This is a genomic window from Flavivirga sp. 57AJ16 (assembly GCF_028736925.1).
GTDB lineage: Bacteria > Bacteroidota > Bacteroidia > Flavobacteriales > Flavobacteriaceae > Flavivirga.
Map to the genome: position 1 here is coordinate 21,522 of NZ_JAQZAT010000024.1, position 19,060 is coordinate 40,581.

Annotated in this window: 14 protein-coding genes and 1 riboswitch; of the genes, 3 read left to right on the forward strand and 11 right to left on the reverse strand. The window is 34.5% G+C overall.

All coding sequences use genetic code 11. From position 1 onward, the window contains the following. The first annotated feature begins 206 nt into the window (after positions 1–206). Both PQO00_RS19025 and PQO00_RS19030 read left to right on the forward strand, forming a co-directional pair. Positions 207–2,948: an outer membrane beta-barrel protein gene (locus PQO00_RS19025; protein ID WP_274186444.1), complete on the forward strand. Its 2,742-nt coding sequence runs from the start codon at positions 207–209 to the stop codon at positions 2,946–2,948. A 24-nt stretch (positions 2,949–2,972) separates the two neighbouring features. Continuing rightward, positions 2,973–5,786 (forward strand): pitrilysin family protein, encoded by a 2,814-nt coding sequence (locus PQO00_RS19030; RefSeq protein ID WP_274186445.1) that lies wholly within the window; start codon positions 2,973–2,975, stop codon positions 5,784–5,786. An 80-nt stretch (positions 5,787–5,866) separates the two neighbouring features. Here PQO00_RS19030 and PQO00_RS19035 read toward each other — a convergent pair whose 3' ends face one another. After that, positions 5,867–6,904, reverse strand: a complete 1,038-nt coding sequence (locus PQO00_RS19035) for a LacI family DNA-binding transcriptional regulator (protein WP_274186446.1) — start codon at positions 6,902–6,904, stop codon at positions 5,867–5,869. Between the two features lie 388 nt (positions 6,905–7,292). On the opposite strand from PQO00_RS19035, the gene PQO00_RS19040 reads away from it, so the two are divergent. After that, complete coding sequence (locus tag PQO00_RS19040) at positions 7,293–7,496, forward strand: hypothetical protein (protein WP_274186447.1); 204 nt, start codon at positions 7,293–7,295, stop codon at positions 7,494–7,496. A 13-nt stretch (positions 7,497–7,509) separates the two neighbouring features. Here the strand turns inward: PQO00_RS19040 and thiH are convergent, their stop codons facing one another. From thiH to PQO00_RS19090, 10 genes are all read right to left on the reverse strand, one after another. After that, on the reverse strand, positions 7,510–8,628 hold the full coding sequence (gene thiH, locus PQO00_RS19045; RefSeq protein WP_274186448.1) for a 2-iminoacetate synthase ThiH: 1,119 nt from the start codon (positions 8,626–8,628) through the stop codon (positions 7,510–7,512). Between the two features lie 8 nt (positions 8,629–8,636). Next, positions 8,637–9,419 (reverse strand): thiazole synthase, encoded by a 783-nt coding sequence (locus PQO00_RS19050; protein ID WP_274186449.1) that lies wholly within the window; start codon positions 9,417–9,419, stop codon positions 8,637–8,639. Between the two features lies 1 nt (position 9,420). Continuing rightward, positions 9,421–10,071, reverse strand: a complete 651-nt coding sequence (gene thiE, locus PQO00_RS19055; RefSeq protein ID WP_274186450.1) for a thiamine phosphate synthase — start codon at positions 10,069–10,071, stop codon at positions 9,421–9,423. Positions 10,072–10,074: 3 nt separating this feature from the next. Beyond that, positions 10,075–10,860, reverse strand: coding sequence for a hydroxymethylpyrimidine/phosphomethylpyrimidine kinase (locus PQO00_RS19060; RefSeq protein WP_274186451.1), 786 nt, complete (start codon positions 10,858–10,860; stop codon positions 10,075–10,077). Then, positions 10,861–11,451 carry a thiamine phosphate synthase gene (locus PQO00_RS19065; RefSeq protein WP_274186452.1) on the reverse strand — a complete coding sequence of 197 codons (591 nt, stop codon included), beginning with the start codon at positions 11,449–11,451 and terminating at the stop codon, positions 10,861–10,863. Positions 11,452–11,454: 3 nt separating this feature from the next. Continuing rightward, positions 11,455–13,314 carry a phosphomethylpyrimidine synthase ThiC gene (gene thiC / locus PQO00_RS19070; protein ID WP_274186453.1) on the reverse strand — a complete coding sequence of 620 codons (1,860 nt, stop codon included), beginning with the start codon at positions 13,312–13,314 and terminating at the stop codon, positions 11,455–11,457. A gap of 117 nt (positions 13,315–13,431) precedes the next feature. After that, positions 13,432–13,635: a sulfur carrier protein ThiS gene (gene thiS, locus PQO00_RS19075; protein ID WP_274186454.1), complete on the reverse strand. Its 204-nt coding sequence runs from the start codon at positions 13,633–13,635 to the stop codon at positions 13,432–13,434. A gap of 126 nt (positions 13,636–13,761) precedes the next feature. Beyond that, positions 13,762–13,855, reverse strand: a riboswitch (TPP riboswitch). Between the two features lie 1,137 nt (positions 13,856–14,992). Beyond that, positions 14,993–16,279: an adenylosuccinate synthase gene (locus tag PQO00_RS19080; protein WP_274186455.1), complete on the reverse strand. Its 1,287-nt coding sequence runs from the start codon at positions 16,277–16,279 to the stop codon at positions 14,993–14,995. A 12-nt stretch (positions 16,280–16,291) separates the two neighbouring features. Then, positions 16,292–16,744, reverse strand: coding sequence for a Fur family transcriptional regulator (locus tag PQO00_RS19085; protein WP_274186456.1), 453 nt, complete (start codon positions 16,742–16,744; stop codon positions 16,292–16,294). A gap of 26 nt (positions 16,745–16,770) precedes the next feature. After that, the gene (locus PQO00_RS19090; RefSeq protein WP_274186457.1) at positions 16,771–18,990 is read right to left on the reverse strand and encodes a bifunctional (p)ppGpp synthetase/guanosine-3',5'-bis(diphosphate) 3'-pyrophosphohydrolase; all 2,220 of its coding nucleotides are present in this window, start codon (positions 18,988–18,990) and stop codon (positions 16,771–16,773) included. Between the last annotated feature and the right edge of the window lie 70 nt (positions 18,991–19,060).

The following is a 19,060-nucleotide window of genomic DNA, read 5'->3' on the forward strand; positions in this document are numbered from 1 at the left end:
GGGCTTTAGATATTAAAAGTCTAAAGTTCTGTTTTTTTAAAACCTCTGAATTAAGAGTTAATAAATGCTAACATTTTTTCATTTTTATTAATGGAATTAACTACACCATTTTATTCAAATAAATATTAAATGTATGCCTGTTTATCATGTTATTTTTTACAAAAAACAGAAAAAGGGATAGATACTTTTGCCGACAAAAAGCTATTATGAAAAAAATATTTTTATTAGTTACTTTTTTATATACAATTAACTTTTATGCGCAATCAGTTTCTTTTAAGATTACCGGAATTATTTTGTCAGACCGAAATACTCCTTTAGAATCAGCCACCATTCACTTAGAGAAAATTCAGGATAGCACTGTGGTTTCATATACTATTTCAGATAAAAAAGGAAGTTTTTTTTTAGAAGGCAGCACTTTTGAAAAAGAATTAAACATGTATGTATCCCATATTGGATTTCAACCGTATTTCATAAAGCTTGCACTTACAAAAAAAGAGTTTCAATTAGGAACAATCAATCTTAAACCCAATACAAATTTATTAGATGAGGTTGTGATAAAATCACGTTCGCCTATTACCATTAAAAAGGATACAATAGAATTTAATGTAAAATCTTTTAAAACTAAAAAAGATGCTACTGTTGAAGATCTATTAAAAGAATTACCCGGTTTTGAAGTTAATGATGATGGAGAAATTACAATAAACGGAAAGCTTGTAAATAAAGTTTTGTTAAATGGAAAAACCTTTTTTGGTGATGATCCAACCATTGCAACAAGAAACTTGCCTAAAGATATCATTGATAAGGTTCAGGTTAGTGATACTAGAACAAAATCGGAAGCATTTACGGGTGAAAAAGGTGCACAAGAAAACAAAACAGTAAACTTAACTACCAATAAGGAAAAGAATAAAGGTTGGTTTGGACGTTCCGTTGCAGGTTTAGGTACCCATGAACGCAATGAATATGCAGCTATTGCAAACCATTTCAATAATGATAAACAAATTGGCGCATTAGTTAATGGAAACAATATAAATGCACCAGGATACAATTTTAATGGTGCTCAAAGGAGAAGTGTTAGTTTAAATAATGTAAGTGATTTTATTCCTGGTGGTAGTAATAAAGGAATTATAAAGTCTAAATCATTTGGGACATCTTATGCTGATGACTTTGGTAAAGATGCTGAAATGAATACAGACTACTTTTACTCTGGAAGCAATACAGAAAATAAATCAATTAGAAACTCCGAAAATATTTTGCCCGATGGTAAGTTCTTTTCTAATTCAAGTACGAGTTCAATTAATGATAAAGAGAAACATACTGCAAACTTAAAATTTGATATTGTAATAGACTCAACGTTTCTAATAAACGTTGCACCATCTTTTACGTTAGACAAAGGCAATCAGTTCTCTACAAGAGATCAAGAATCATTAGATGAAAATAATGTGTTAATAAATAGGTCAAATAGTATCATTAACAATAAAAAAACAGATAAAGATTTTAGCAATAGAATTGATTTAACAAAAAGATTTGGAGAAAAAGGGTCTTTCATGAGATTAAGCATGAGCAATCAATTCAATGATTCAGAAAGTGATGATTATAATATTTCAACAACTGAAATTTTAAATTCAACAACAACAAACCAAAATCAATTTATTGATGGAGATTTAAACTACAATCGTTTGGAAACTCAACTAACCTATAGGCATTTTATAATTGATAAAAAGCTTTATTTGGATTTTAAATATGATTATCGAAAAGAAAAAAGGGAAAGTATAAAAAGTACATTCGATTTTGACAGTATCAATAATCAATATTCAACTTTTAACAGTCGGTTAAGCACAGATTTTATGTATAATAATATCAGAAATAAACCAGCTGTAGCACTTAGTTATGTTGGAGGCAAATGGAATACAAGGATTGAAAGTGGCTATGTGTTTCAAACTCTTGAAAATCAAGATAAACTCCGTCCAAATTTAAATTTAAAAAGAGATTATAATGCTTTAGAGCTATTTGGTTTTTTAAATTATAAGTTTAATCCAAACGAGTACATATATGCACGATACCAATTACAAAACAAACCTCCAGAAATTAACCAAATACAGCCTTATGAAGATATAACAAATCCGTTAAATATTATTGTGGGTAACCCAGATTTAAAGCCAACTAGCACTCATACTATTGCTGTAGGCTTTAATAAATTCAATATACAAAAGGGCACTGGTTTTAATACCAGAGCGATATTAAATTTTATGGAAAATCAGGTGATTACTAAAAGTATTGTTAATGATGACCTTGTTAACAATACAACATTTACAAATATAGATGGAAACTATAATCTTTTTTTGGTGGCTAGTTACAATAAAAAAATACAAATAGACCCTGTTAGAAGTCTTAAATTAAATATTGGAACTAATTCGATAACAATAAAAAACATTAATTTTTTTAACAATGAAAAATATAAATCTCAAACAACGTCTATTATACCAAGAATAGGGGTCACTTTTGAATGGAAAAATGTTTTTAAAATTGATCCGATGTATAAACTTTCTTTTTCAAAAACCAATTTAAACCTAGACAGTTTTGAAAAACAAAGTTTTATACAGCATTCACTGGATATAAAAACAATTACGTATGCTCCGAAAAAGTTAGAATGGAGAAACGACATTCGTTATGTCCTTAACCCTAATGTTCCAGTGGGGTTCCAAAAGAGCTCATGGTTATGGAATTCATCTATAACTTATACTATGTTCCAAGATAAAGGATTCTTAACCTTAAAAGTTTATGATTTATTAAATCAAAATACCAATGCACAAAGAATTGCTACTGCCAATTTTATTTTAGATTCTCAAAGTACTGTTTTACAGCAATACTTTATGCTAAATTTTAGTTGGAAGTTTGGAAATTTTGGGAGAAGAAAAAAAACAAGTAGAATAAATAAATCCAGATTTTAAAATAAATATTAAAAATCATCAATTATGAAAAACATCAAAATTAGTATCATTTTCTTTTTATGGCTTAGCGCTTTTAACATTATTGCACAGTCCCATGAATTTGATTTAGATAAAGAAATCCCTATAGATCCCACAGTAAAGGTAGGTAAACTTAGTAATGGCCTTACCTACTATATAAAACACAATGCAAAACCAGAAAACAAGGCCGAACTACGTTTAGTATTAAATGCAGGCTCTATCTTGGAAGGTGAAGACCAACTAGGTCTTGCACATTTTATTGAGCACATGGCATTTAATGGGACTAAAAATTTTGAAAAAAATGAACTTATAGATTACCTGCAAAGCATAGGTATAGAATTTGGAGCCGATTTAAATGCCCATACAGGTTTTGATGAAACGGTTTACAAGCTGTCTGTTCCCACTGAAGATAAAACTATCTTTAATACCAGCTTACAGGTACTTCGTGATTGGGCCGATGGCATCACATTTGACCATGAAGAGATTGATAATGAAAGAGGTGTAGTAGCCGAAGAATTAAGGGCAAGAAGTGGCGCAAATATGCGTATGTACTACCAATCTATTCCAGTAATTACAAACAATTCCAGATATGCCAAAAGGGCGCCCATAGGGACGTTGGATGTTATTATGAATTCAAAATACGGGGCTTTAAAACGTTATTATAAAGATTGGTACCGTCCAGGTTTAATGGCGTTGGTTTTGGTTGGTGATTTTGATGTTGCTGATACAGAAGCGAAAATAAAAAAAATATTTAGTGGTATAGAACCAGTTAAAAAACCAAAGGAACGGACTTATTACACGATTCCCGAAAACATTGAGCCTACGGTTACCGTAATAACCGATAAAGAAGCCAAAGGTGTTAAGGTTTCTATTTATCATAAACAACAAAAAAGAGAAGTTGTAACGTTAGAAGATTACAAGAAAGAAGTTTTACAGAAATTGTATACCGGTATGTTGCGCCAGAGGCTATCTGAAGTTGAGCTGGAACCAGATGCCCCTTTTTTATCGGCTACTGCTGGTATAGGTAAATTTTTAGGGAATATGGATAGTTATTATTTGAGAGCCATACTTAAGGAAGATAAAGTTAGCCAAGGTATTGAAGCTTTATTAGAGGAAAGTGAGCGCGCAAAACGTTATGGCTTTACTGTTTCAGAATTAGAACGCTATAAAGCACTTTTACTAAATAATGCCAATATTTATAGAAAGGAAGAAGGAAAAATACCAAATACCTATTATGTTGAGCAGTACACAGACCATTTTACAGATAACGACCCGATTCCAGGAGAAGAATTTATCTATAGCTATTATAAAAACATATTGCCAAACATGACCGTTGATGAGGTAAACAAAATAAGCAAAGAATGGGTTAAGGATAATAACATAGCAATAGTAATCAATGCCATAGATAAAGAAGGATTAAAGCTCCCAACCGAAAAAGAGGTGTTAAAAATAGTATCTGAAAGTAAAATTAAAGAAGTTGACTTTTATAAAGACACACTTTCTAGTGCTGAGTTAATGAATAAAAAACCAGGCCCAGGAAAAATTACCAATACAGCATACAATAAAGAAACAGATGTAACTACATGGACATTTTCAAATGGCGTAACTGTCATAGCAAAACCCACACAGTTTCAAAACGATTTAATTTCCATGAGCGGTTTCAGGCCCGGTGGGAGTTCTAAAGCACCAGACTCTTTATATGTATCTGCTAGAAGTGCAGGAAATATAATAGGAGCTAGCGGGATAAATAATATCTCTGAAATTGATTTAAAAAAATTAAATATGGGTAAAACAGTAAAAGTAACACCTTATATTAATTTTTATGACGAGTTGTTTTCAGGAAGCAGTGCATTTGCAGATTTGGAAAGGATGTTGCAAATGGTTCATTTGTATTTTACGAAACCCAATAAAGATAAAAATGTTTTTAATGCGTATAAAGAACGTTTAAAATCCACATATAAAGACCAAGATAATAGTCCAGGGGCTTTCTTTGAAAAAAAGAAAAGCGAAGTTATGACTCATAATCATTTGAGGGGTATTCCATTAACAGAACAACAAATTGAAAAAGAATTAAAACTAGATGAAGTTTATAATTTTTATAAAAATCGATTTTCATCTGCAAATGGCTTTACGTTTATTTTTGTAGGAAGTTTTGAGATTCCTGCCTTAAAAAACTTTGCTGCCCAATATTTAGGGAGCCTTCCATCCAATTTGCAAGAAAAAAGTTCATGGGATGATATTGGGTTAAGAAGACCCAAAGGTGTTATTAAAAAAACATTTAAAAAAGGTATGGATGATAAGAGTAAAGTCGTTATGAACTTTACGGGAGAGCTTGACTATTCTCCAGAAAAAAGAAAAGAATTAATGCTACTTGCTAAATTGTTAAAAATTAAATTAACAGAAGAACTGCGTGAAAAAATGGCAGGCGTTTATGGTGTTCGGGTTTCTGGTTTTGCATCCGATAGACCTTACCATTGGTACCGTATGAGTGTAGAGTTTACCTGTGCTCCAGAAAACGTTGAAAAATTAATCGAAAAAGTTTTAGAAGAAATTGAAAAGATAAAAGCGAAAGGCGCTTTAAAAGCTGATTTAAATAAAATAAAAGAAGCGGAGTTGGCCAATACACGGGACCAGTTAAAACTAAATGGATATTGGGTTTCTAAATTAAAAACGGCCCATGAATTTGGTTTGGGTTATGACGCTATTTTAGATTACGAAACAGGTATAAATAAAATGACTTCAGAAGATTTTCAAAAGTTTGCCAACACTTATTTTAATATGGATAATTATGTTGAATTGATTTTAATACCAGAAAATTAAAACATAGCCCAGACAGTATTATTGGAGCAGCAAGTGATTTATCAACACCATGTAAGTTTTTCACTTTTTAAGTGAAAAACTTACAAATATTTAATATTTTCCTTTGTTAAAAGCTTGATAGGTAAATACTTGTTTTTCTCAGGGACAATATCATTTATAATAAAGTTAAATAGTGTTTTTGTTCCTTCGTAACCTTGAAAAAAAGCATTCTGGTCAATAAGAAAATCAATGGTTTCATTTTTAATAAAAACGGCATTTTCCTCATTTAAATCGTAACCAATCAATTTTAGGTGCTTTAATTTGTGTTTTTCTATGTATTTGGCCATAATACTAACTTTACTGGATGGAACAAACAAACCCTTAATGCGTTGATTGGATAGTGTTTTGTAAATAAATGTGTCAATAGCTATTTGGTCTTTGGTATTAGGAAGAATCACTTCATGTATTTTAATAGGCAAAGCTTTCGTATTGAAATACGATTTAAAACCTGAAATTCTATCTTCAATAGCCGAATGATGAATATTGTCTTTTCTAACTTTTACTATGATAACTTCTTCTTCTCTATGTACTAACAATGACATAAGTTTAGCAGCAAGTGCCCCGCTATCAAAAGAATGCTGTCCTATGTAGGAAATATTGCTGGCCCCCTGTAATTCAATATTAATAAATACATAAGGGATCTTCCTTTGTTCTAACTCTATGAGTCGTTTTTGGGTTTCAATTAAAAAAACAGGTGCTAATAATACAGCATCAAAAGAGTTTTCCAATAGCTTATCAAAAGCTTCTTTAAAAGAATTGGAGTCAAATAGATTAAAGTGAAAGTAGCTTACAGAGGTTTTATAGATTTCATTTTCTTTGGATGCCTTTTCAATACCTTTTTTTGGAAGATACCAAAAATCGGATGAAGACTCAATAGCAGGAATTAAAACCGCAATATCATATTTTTTATTTAATGCAAGTGTTCTGGCGGTTTTATTTATTTGAAAGTTATGTTCCTGGATTATTTCTTCAATACGTTCTTTGGTTTTTTTTGAAACGCCAGGTCTATTATGAATAACCCGATCCACGGTTCCAATAGAAACGTTTGCCAAAGCTGCAATATCTTTAATTGTTTTCAATTCTTGTTTTTAAATGAATCTTTTTTATAAAACACAAAAGCGTTGTTATATAAGCTTTAAAAAGCAATAATAGACGAAAATATTAAATACTGGGAGATTTTCTTCTATTTTTCCAAATGAAATTAAATAGTTATTGATTGTACGTAATTTGTTATAAACCTAAAAATATATTGTTTTTGTCATCCCGAGGCAAAGAGGGATCTCATCGATTATCAACAGATTCTTCACTTCGTTCTGAATGACAAAAATATCATTATGCATGATTACGGACATTCAGAAATAGTTAAATATATGTACGTACACGTTTTTGTTAAAAAAACATGATTTACAATATGATATATGGAGCCGTACATTATTATACGAAACGCTTTAAAATTAGTAACAGAAATTGGTTCCTATTGATAGCGTATTTAGTGGTTATGTTACGGGAATTTTTACCACTACAGGGGTTTCTGCCATTGCGGTACTTTATACATTAGTTCTTGTGTTTTGGTACAAAGAAATTTCAATTCTAAATAACTCCCCAAATATTTTTGGATGCTTGTGGCACTACAGCCATTGTTATGTTGTTAATTGGAGCATCCATGTTTAATAAGTTATGGGTATTAGTTAGTGTTCATGTATGATTTGGACCAGTCTTTCCAGACAACCTCATAGCCTTGAGATTGAATCATCTGTTTAATTTGTTCGGTAGTACGCTCGTCTGAAATTTCAAATTGCTCAAGTGATTCAGGTTCTACACTATAGCCTCCAGGGTTTGTCTTGGATTCTGCGCTAATGGATGTAATTCCCAAGTGAATACTATGATTTCTAAATGTTTCACTTTCGCGAGTAGACAATGATAATTCAACGTCTTCATCCAATAACCTGTAGGCACAAATTAATTGTACCAAATCAGTATCGGTCATCTCTACTTTTGGGTCTAATCCGCCTTGATGGGGTCTAAGCCTTGGAAAAGAGATGGAATATTTGGTTTTCCAATATGTTTTTTGCAAATATTTTAAATGCAAAGCCGTGTAAAAGCTATCCACTCGCCAATCTTCAAGTCCAAAAAGAGCGCCTAGACCAATTTTGTGAATTCCCGCTTTACCCAATCGATCGGGTGTATCCAATCGATAATCAAAATTAGATTTTCTACCTTTTGGATGATGTGTTTTATAGGTGGCTTTATGATAGGTTTCCTGATATACCAAAACAGCATACAAACCTGAGCTAATTAAGGTTTCGTATTCATCTTGATCTAAAGGTTGTACTTCGATACTAATATTTGAGAATCGAGAGCGAATCAAATCTATAGCATGTTTTATATAAGAAACTCCAACAGTTTTGCTTGCTTCTCCCGTTACCAGAAGAATATGGTCGTATCCCAATTTTTTAATGTGTGCCACTTCCTTTAATATTTCAGCATCACTTAAAGTTTTTCTTCTAATACCATTATCCATACTGAACCCACAATAGGTACAGATATTTTGACATTCATTGGACAGGTACATAGGGATGTACATTTGAATGGTATTTCCAAAACGTTTTCTGGTAATGGCATTGCTTCGTTGTGCCATTTGCTCTATATAGGGTTTAGCAGCAGGAGAAATTAGTTTTTTGAAATCTTCTAATTCAATTTTGTCTTTGAGGAGTACTTTTTCAACTTCTTTGGGGGGTACTTTGTAAATTTCTTTTTCTAAAGTATCCCAATCGTATTTTTCAAATGTATTTTTAAAAGACATGATTTGTGTTAATTTAAATCGTTTAGAAAAGAAGTAAGTGGGCTACTGGCTTCTGCCTGATTTTTAATGGGAGCTAGTTTGGCGTTATAAGCCATCCTACCAGCTTTAACGGCCATTTTAAAAGCCATTCCCATTTCTACTGGGTTCTGGGATACGGCAATAGCGGTATTGACCAAAACGGCATCAGCACCCAATTCCATAGCAAATGCAGCGTGGGATGGCGCACCAATACCCGCATCAACTATAACGGGAACGTTACTTTGTTCGATAATAATTTCTAAAAACTCAAGTGTTTTTATGCCCTTGTTGCTTCCAATAGGGGCGCCTAAGGGCATGACACATGGTACGCCCACATCTTCCAGACGTTTGCATAACACAGGGTCTGCATGAATATAAGGCATGACTACAAATCCGAGTCTTACCAATTCCTTAGCGGCTTTTAAGGTTTCAATAGGGTCGGGGAGTAGGTATCTGGGATCTGGGTGTATTTCCAGTTTTACCCAATTGGTTTGAAGTGCTTCTCTAGCTAATTCTGCTGCAAATATGGCTTCCTTAGCGGTTCTTACTCCAGAGGTATTGGGGAGTAAATGGATTTGATTTTTATTTAAATGAACGAGCATATCGTCCGATTCATTTTCTAAATCCACACGTTTCAATGCGACTGTAACCAACTCGCTTTCTGAGGCTAGGATAGCTTCGCGCATTTTATTTACGCTACTAAACTTACCTGTTCCAGTGAATAACCTCGACTTAAAAGTTTTGTCGGCTATTTTAAGTGTATCTGTTGTCATGTTATATTTTTTGATTAGGATTCCAAACCTGTTCCTGCTCTGAAGGATTGTTTAAAAGTTTGTTGAATTGACTAATTTTATTAAAGTTTTTGGTAATTTCTCCCGAAACGGCCATCCCGTAAACACCTGTTTTTAAAATTTCGGGAACATCTTGTATGGTAATACCGCCAATAGCGATAATAGGAATGTCCGTTTGTAATGCTTCAAGAATGGTTAGGTAACCGTTTGCTCCTAAAAGGGGACTTAAATTGTTTTTGGTTGTAGTGAATCGAAAAGGTCCCAAACCTACATAATCTATTTTTTTTTCAATTAATGCTTCACAGTCTTCAAGTGTATTGGCCGTACCTCCAATAATTTGCCAGGGTTCTAAATGTTTTCTTGCTATGGTTGGACTCGTATCGTTTTTTCCCAAGTGTACGCCGTCTGCCTTTACTTTTTTTGCAATTTTATAATGATCATTAATAATGAGGCGTGTTTGAAAATGACCTGTAATTTCCCTGGCTTCTTCGGCCATTTTTAAAATCTTTTTTTCGGATAGATTCTTTAAACGCAGCTGTACCAATTCTATCCCGGAAGTGCAGGCTTTTTGGATGTTTTTAAGATGTTCTTTTGCGGTGTTGCCTTGTGATATGTAATGTAGCTTAGGGAGCATATATTAGGGATTAGGGATTAGGTGTCGGGTGTCGGTATTCTGTTTGTGCTTACCTAATAGGCCCTTATCGGAATTCAAAAACTGTTCGGTGTATTGTTTTGCATTTTTTGCGGCATCTTCTAACGCTATTTGCAAAGCAAAATTACTTGCCAGGGAAGCGGATAGCACACAGCCACTACCGTGTTTTTCATAAACTTTATCCGTATTTGGAGGGATGTTTACCATGACAATTCCATTGTGGTACAAGGTATCCCAACCTTTTTTGTGACTTCGATGTCCGCCTTTTAAATAAACATTGGTGGCCTTGGAGATATGTTCAATGGTACGTGCAATCGTTAATTTTGGATATAAACGTTGAATTTCATCATAGTTGGGCGTCATGATAAAGCACTGTTTCCATATATTGTCCAGTAAATCCTGGTTTTCGGTTTCATGGAAATCAAAACCTGCACTTGCTCTGATAATTGGATCCAAAACAATTTTAATATCAATATTTAGCTGATGCAATTTGTTTAAAATAAGATCTAACGTTTTCCAGGATTCTACGATCCCTATTTTCACGACATGGATCTCAAAGCGCTCAAAAAGGATGTCTATTTGAGCCATAATCACATCAACTTCTGTCCAAATACATTGTTTAAAATCCAAATCATTTTGAACGGTCATTGCTGTACAAACGGATAACCCGTACAAACCATGTGCCTCAAACGTTTTGATGTCTGATGTTAATCCGGCACCTCCAGAAGGATCATGACCGGCAATGGTTAATATATATTTGTTTTTGTCCATTTATTGCCCGAAGTGATTTTGCATCTTTTTAAAAATTTCTATGGGTTCTTTAGTATTCCAAATGCCTCCTAAGACACCAACACCTTTAAACCCTAATTTTTTAAACTCGGTAAGGTTGTCTGCTGTGACACCACCCATTCCGACAATTCGTTTATCAATATGGTTTACATCAAAACCCCTGCCTTTATAACCTTCTTTGGAAATGGAAGAAAAAACAGGGCTTAGTAAGTGATAGTCAAATTCAAACTCACAGTTGTCTAAATCCTCAGGCTCGTGAAATGAGCTACTGATTGTTTTGCCAAACATATTTAATCCTTTAAAATAATGTCCTGGATTATCTATGTGGTCTCTTCTTTTTTGTTCTTGAAAATGAATACCTTTTAGGTTATACGTATTGATTAGCTCGTGAAAATGATGAACCACAATTCGATTATGGTATTTAAGATCTATTTGATTTAAATAGTCACAATGTTCTTGATAATTTTTTTCGGGTTTTCTCAAGTGGTAGTATTCCAAACCAGCTTCGAAGAGCTGGTTTAGAATTAAAATTTCTTTGTGAATATCCTTTTCTGGAGCTATTAATACAATCATGGATTATAAATATACCTCACTTCCCTTTTCTTTAAATTCTTTCGATTTTTCTTCCATCCCTTTTTGAATGACTTCATTATCAACAATATCATTTTCGGCTGCAAAGTTTCGTACTTCCTGGGAAATTTTCATCGAACAGAATTTTGGGCCGCACATGGAACAGAAATGGGCTATTTTAGCACCATCGGCAGGTAAGGTCTCATCGTGATATGCTCTTGCTAATTCTGGATCTAGGCCTAAGTTAAACTGATCTTCCCAACGAAATTCAAATCGCGCTTTACTTAATGCATTGTCTCTATGCTGTGCCCCAGGATGCCCTTTTGCCAAATCGGCGGCATGTGCGGCTAATTTATAGGTAACGACACCAGTTCTAACATCATCTTTATTAGGGAGTCCCAAATGCTCTTTTGGGGTAACATAGCAAAGCATGGCACACCCATACCATCCAATCATAGCAGCACCAATTCCAGAAGTAATATGATCATAACCAGGAGCGATATCCGTAGTTAGTGGCCCTAATGTATAAAAAGGCGCTTCATCACAAACGTCTAGTTGTTTCTCCATGTTTTCTTTGATCATGTGCATGGGCACATGACCAGGACCTTCTATAAAGCATTGTACTTCTTCTTTACGTGCGATTTTGGTTAGTTCACCCAATGTTTCCAGCTCGGCAAATTGAGCTTCATCATTCGCATCTGCAATCGAACCTGGACGTAATCCATCTCCTAAAGAAAAGGCCACATCGTATTGTTTTAAAATGGCACAAATATCTTTGAAATGGGTGTAAAGGAAATTTTCCTTATGGTGTGCCAGACACCATTTTGCCATAATAGAACCTCCTCTGGAAACGATTCCTGTGACACGTTTGGCCGTCATAGGCACATATCTTAATAATACCCCGGCATGAATGGTAAAATAATCTACGCCTTGCTCTGCTTGTTCAATAATGGTATCCCTGAAAATTTCCCATGTTAAATCCTCGGCAACACCATTTACTTTTTCTAAAGCCTGATATATAGGAACAGTTCCTACAGGAACCGGTGAGTTTCTAATAATCCATTCCCGAGTTTCGTGAATGTTTTCACCCGTAGATAGATCCATGATATTATCTGCACCCCACCGACATGCCCAAACGGCTTTTTCAACCTCTTCTTCAATCGAGGATGTGACGGCAGAATTACCAATATTGGCATTGATTTTCACTAAAAAATTTCGTCCCAAAATCATGGGTTCTGCTTCTGGGTGGTTAATATTTGAAGGAATGATTGCACGACCTCTTGCTACTTCTGAACGCACAAATTCAGCAGTTATTTTAGAAGGAATTGAAGCGCCAAAGTGCTCACCTTTGTGTTGCTTTTTAATTTCGGTCATCTCATCAATTCTTTGATTTTCGCGAATCGCAACATATTCCATTTCTGGTGTTATGATGCCTTGTTTTGCGTAATGCAATTGGGTCACATTTTTTCCTTCCTTAGCGCGTAATGGTTTTTTGAGCAAGGAAAAACGCATATGGTCCAATGAAGCGTCGTTTAAGCGTTCGTTGCTATACTTGGAAGTAAATTGGTCTAATGCTTCTACGTCATTACGATCCAAGATCCAAGGTTTGCGAATGGGGGCAATGCCTTGATGCACATCAATGTCCTTGTTTGGGTCTGTATAGGGGCCCGATGTATCGTATACGGTTACCGATTCGTTAGGCGTTAATTTCCCGGTCATAGCATCTTTAGTGTCGCTAAGGGAAATGGTTCTCATGGCCACTTGTATGTCGGGGTGTATAGTACCTTGCACATAGATTTTTTTGGAATTAGGAAACGGGTTTCTTGAAATTTTTCCTTCTTTTGGAGCTGTGTCTTTTGTTTTCACGTGTTTATTTTTATTGTTTTTCAAAGGTCATATGTAACATTCATAATAATCATTCCTCTATGTATCAGATCTTTATTCATGGATGTTTCATTTTATAAGTTTAATGCTGGAATAGAATTAACCACCTTGAGTTGCTTGAATAATTAAAACCTGATCATTTGAGTTGAAGTCGTATGCGTCCCATAGTTCTTTTGCTATAATTTTATTGTTAATGGCAAAAGCAATGCCTTCAGATGGCGACTTGATTTTAGTAAGCAGTTTAGAAATAGTAGTGCTTTCTTCAATCTCCAATACCGTTTCATTTACCGATATCTTAATCATAAATAATACAATTTTAATAGTTTAAATCACTTCAACTAATAAAGGCTGGGAGAGATGCTTTGAAATAAAAGTACAGCTCCTAAGAATAGGGTGTATTTAAATAAAAAGAATGGAAATACATAACAGATGTATTTCTTAACTTTTTCCTTCGTTGGTACTAACCACATCAGGTTCAAAGGGTATGTCTCAGTTCCAAAAAGGAACACCCCTAAAGTTTAGTATACAAACTTATTTAAAAATCTGGATTTAAACTATATTTTTTCGATAAACATTCATTTTTAAATCGAACTCGGACAATTTATGGGGGTAATACCAATTAACAAATAAAATAAGCCAAATAATTCGATTAGTTCACTATCTTTCATTTAACAAAGGTTATGCTTTCATACCCAGTCTCCCTGCCTCGCCGGCAGGCAGGAAGCTGAGCACAGTTTTCTATTTCATATAAGCACACTATAATTCAAATTATTTAAGGCTCAAGGCGACAAATCGAATTATTAGCGAATTTATTGTTAAAAACACCCTTGCCTGCCTGTCGGCAGCTACGGAGTACCCACATCTTTTTTCAATATAAAGAACAAAAGCTTATTACCCTTTTTACTTACTTTTAGCTCACTGATCTTATTTGATAAATCGGAGTTCGTGAATCTTCGATTTAGCTCACAGATCTAATTTGATAAATAGGAGTTCGTGAATCTTCGATTTAGCTCACTGATCTTATTTGATAAATAGGAGTTCGTGAATCTTCGATTTAGCTCACTGATCTTATTTGATAAATCGGAGTTCGTGAATCTTCGATTTAGCTCACAGATCTAATTTGATAAATAGGAGTTCGTGAATCTTCGATTGCTTTGCACGTCCAAAGAAAAGTAACAAACCTGCCTGCCGGCAGGCAGGAGAAAAGACGCCCTTTCGAGAGGTATTTCTTCTCATGCAGTCGCCAGAGAAGAACCGGGCCCAAAACTTCGCGTCGCCCCCACCGCCATGACCAACGCCAATGCTCCTGTACCTCGAAGCTTTTTAGTCCTTCGCGCAGTCTGGCACCTACGCTAAAATAGTCCACTGGACTATTTTTAAACGCTCGTTCCCCTTCCGAAAGGTCGGGGACAGCCCTATGGTATTTTCCCAACAACTAGCAGAGAGACCTGAGCGCTCTATAAAAAGTGGTCTGGGAGGCTGGTACGACAAACCTATACAGAAAGCACAGAAGATCATGATGTGGGTACACCGTAGCTGTCGGCAGACAGGTTTTAAATCGAACTCACGTTATAATACTATTTTCGGGACGAGACTATGGTGCAATAAAAAACGCTCCAAAATATTTTGGAGCGTTTTTTTATAATTTAATTTATAATATTTAGTGAACCAATTGTTTTCTAAAAATAGTTTGCTTTCTATCCGGCCCAACAGAAACTATGGTGATAGGGATTTCCAGTTCTTTTTCCAAAAAGGTAATATACTCGTTTAGGGCTTGTGGCAATTGAGAAGCTTCAGACATGCTTGTTAAATCTTCTTGCCAACCATTAAACGCGGTATAGATCGGTTCTACATTCTCTGGTTCAATATTATAAGGGAAATGTTTAATAATGTCTCCTTTATATTTATAAGCGGTGCATACTTTCAAGGTTTTAAAACCAGAAAGCACATCGCCTTTCATCATCATTAATTGTGTCACGCCATTTACCTGGCATGCATATTTTAAAGCAATTAAATCCAGCCAGCCACAACGTCTAGGACGCCCCGTGGTAGCACCAAACTCATTACCAACACGTGCCATGGTTTCTCCATCTTCATCAAAAAGCTCAGTAGGGAAAGGTCCAGAACCTACCCGAGTTGTATAGGCTTTAAAAATACCAAACACGTCACCAATTTGGTTTGGAGACACCCCTAAGCCGGTACAGGCACCTGCGGCGGTTGTATTGCTTGATGTTACAAAAGGATAGGTGCCAAAATCAATATCCAGTAACGATCCTTGAGCGCCTTCTGCCAAAATGGTTTGCCCAGATTTTTGTGCTTGGTAAATATATTCTTCAGAATCTATAAACTTTAAAGATTTTAATACATCAATAGCTTCAAAAAACGCTGCTTCAAGTTCTTTTAAATCATATTCTATATCTACATTATAAAAAGAAATCATAGATTCGTGCTTATCGGCCAATGCTCTATAACGTTCTTTCCAATCGCTTAATTCTAAATCGCCAACACGAATGCCGTTCCTACCGGTTTTATCCATGTAAGTTGGGCCTATGCCTTTAAGGGTTGAGCCTATTTTTGCTTTTCCTTTAGAAGCTTCGCTTGCAGCATCCAATAAACGGTGTGTTGGTAAAATGATATGTGCTTTGCGAGAAATAACCAAGGATTTTCTGTAATCTACATGTTGTTCTTCTAGTTTGTCCAGTTCTCCTTTAAAAATAACAGGATCTATAACAACACCATTACCTACTAAATTTGTAGTATCATCGTGGAATATCCCTGAAGGAATGGTATGCAAGACATGTTTTTTGCCGTTAAAAACCAAAGTATGTCCAGCATTGGGACCTCCTTGAAAACGTGCAATAATATTGTAGTTGGAGGTAAGTACGTCAACAATTTTTCCTTTGCCTTCGTCTCCCCATTGTAATCCTAGTAGTAAATCTACTGCCATTGTAAAAATTCGTTAAGTGTTTGATTTTCTATTTCCGTAGAAATAGAGTGAATGGTTATTAATTTCTATATCAAAAATTTCTTCGATTGTTTTTTTTATAGATTCAATTCTAGGGTCGCAAAACTCTATAACCTCCCCGGTATCTGTAAGTATTACATGATCGTGTTGTCTATCGAAATAGGATTTTTCGTAATGTGCCTGATTTTTTCCAAACTGATGCTTTCTTACTAAACCACATTCCAGTAGTAGTTCGATGGTGTTATACAATGTGGCCCGAGATACACGATATTTCTTGTTTTTCATACTAAGATATAAAGACTCTATATCGAAGTGTTCAGTATTATTATAAATTTCTTGAAGTATGGCATAGCGTTCGGGGGTTTTGCGGTGCCCGTTACCTTCTAAAAAGCTAGTAAATACGCTTTTAACTATGTCCTGATTTTTTGTATCTGCCTTTGCATTCATAATTTCGTCGCAAATTTACACTTTTTTTACACTCTAGTAACCTTATCTATACCATTAATTTTTTTTAGTTTTTCTAAAAGCTTTTTTATGATGGTATTATTTTTTACAACAACATTGATTTTTCCCGAAAATAACCCGTCTTCACTTTCAAAACTTAAGCTTTTCATATTCACATGCATATTATCTGAAATAATGGAAGTAATGTCACTTACCAAGCCTATATGATCTATACCTGTAACCTTAATTTGAGCTAGAAATTCTTGCTGTGTGGAGTCCACCCATTTAGCCTGCATAATCCTGTAAGCATAATTAGATTGTAGGCTGAGCGCGTTAGGACAATTTTTTTTATGAATCTTAATGCCTTCATTAACAGTTAAAAAGCCAAAAACGTCGTCTCCTGGAATAGGATTACAGCAATTTGATATTTTATAATCTAGTTTTTCTTCTTCTTTACCAAAAACTAAAGAATCGTACTTGGCAGTAACTTCTTCTTTTTCTAAATCTTCTTTTTTAATTGGAGCCTTTCTTGAAATTTTATTTTTAATAAAACTCATTAAAGCATTGCTTCTGGAAGCAGCGTAATTTTTAAGCATGGTATTGTCAATAGTACCAATACCAACTCTATAAAACAGATCCAGACTTGTTTTTAATTTAAAATAGTTGACCAGCTCATTCGTGGAAGATTCATTTAGTGTGATCTTTAATTGTTTTAGTTTTCTTCTAAGAATTTCCTTACCATCTTCACCTATTCGTTTTTTATCTTCTTTTAAAGCTGATTTTATTTTACTTCTAGCTCTTGCCGTGGTCGCATAATCTAACCAGTTTGCATTGGGTTTGGCACTTTCTGAGGTTAAGATGTCTACTTGGTCGCCACTTTGTAATTCATGACTTAAAGGTACTAGCTTGCCATTTACTTTGGCACCTCTTGTTCTCATGCCAATTTCGGTATGGATATTAAATGCAAAATCTAATGATGTAGCGCCCTTAGGTAATGATTTTAATTCCCCGGTAGGAGTAAATACAAATATTTCTTGCGAATATAGGTTAAGTTTAAACTGCTCAACAAAATCTACCGCATTGCTATGAGGGTTTTCTAAAGCTTCCTGTAATTTATTGATCCAGCTATCTAAATTATCTTCCTTCTCTTTATTCTGCTTGTATTTGTAGTGAGCAGCATAACCTTTCTCTGCAATTTCATTCATACGCTCACTTCGTATTTGAACTTCTACCCAACGCCCTTTAGGCCCCATAACGGTAATGTGCAAAGCCTCATATCCTGTAGACTTAGGAGAGGAAATCCAATCACGGAGGCGTATTGGATTGGGTCTAAAATGATCTGTGACTACAGAGTATATTTTCCAAGCGAAAAACTTTTCATTGGCTTCATCGCTTTTATAAATAATTCTGATAGCAAACTTATCATATACCTCATCAAAGGATACTCCCTGGTTAAGCATTTTTTTTCTAATCGAAAAAATAGACTTTGGCCGCCCTTTTATAGTGTACTCAAAATTCTCTTTATCTAATGAGTTTCGTATAACTTCACTAAACGCTTTAATGTATTTATCTTGCTCTTCCTTGCTTTCTTTGATTTTATCATAAAGATCATTGTAAACTTCTGGTTCTGTATATTTTAAGCTTAAATCTTCAAGTTCGGTTTTAATATTGTACAAACCAATTCTATGGGCTAAAGGCGCATAAATGTATAAGGTTTCGGAGGCTATTTTTTCTTGTTTATCAGGACGCATAGCTGCCATAGTTTGCATATTATGGAGTCTATCTGCAATCTTTATTATGATAACGCGAACATCATCATTAAGAGTAAGCAGCATTTTACGAAAATTTTCTGCTTGTAGAGACACATTCATGTCTTTTTCCTTACTTAAAGAAGATATTTTTGTAAGTCCATCTACAATAGTGGCTATGGTTTTTCCGAATTGTTTTTCAATGTCTTTTACAGAGTAATTTGGACTGTCTTCAACGACATCGTGAAGTAAGGCAGCAGCAATGGAGGTGGCATCCAATCCAATTTCTTGAGCCACTATTTTTGCTACGGCTAAAGGATGGAAAATATAGGCTTCCCCAGATTTTCTGCGTTGATCCTTGTGCCCATCTATAGCAACACCAAAAGCTTTACGTATTAATTTTTTATCATCATCAGATAGCGTTGTATAGCTAACTTTTAATAATTCTTTGTAGGCTTTTGTAATTGCTGCATTTTCTTTTTCTATAGCTTCATCTGTCATAAATTAAAAATAACATAAAGAATATTAACTACCAACATGAAATCTGGTTTTTTATACCTGTTTTTTAAGG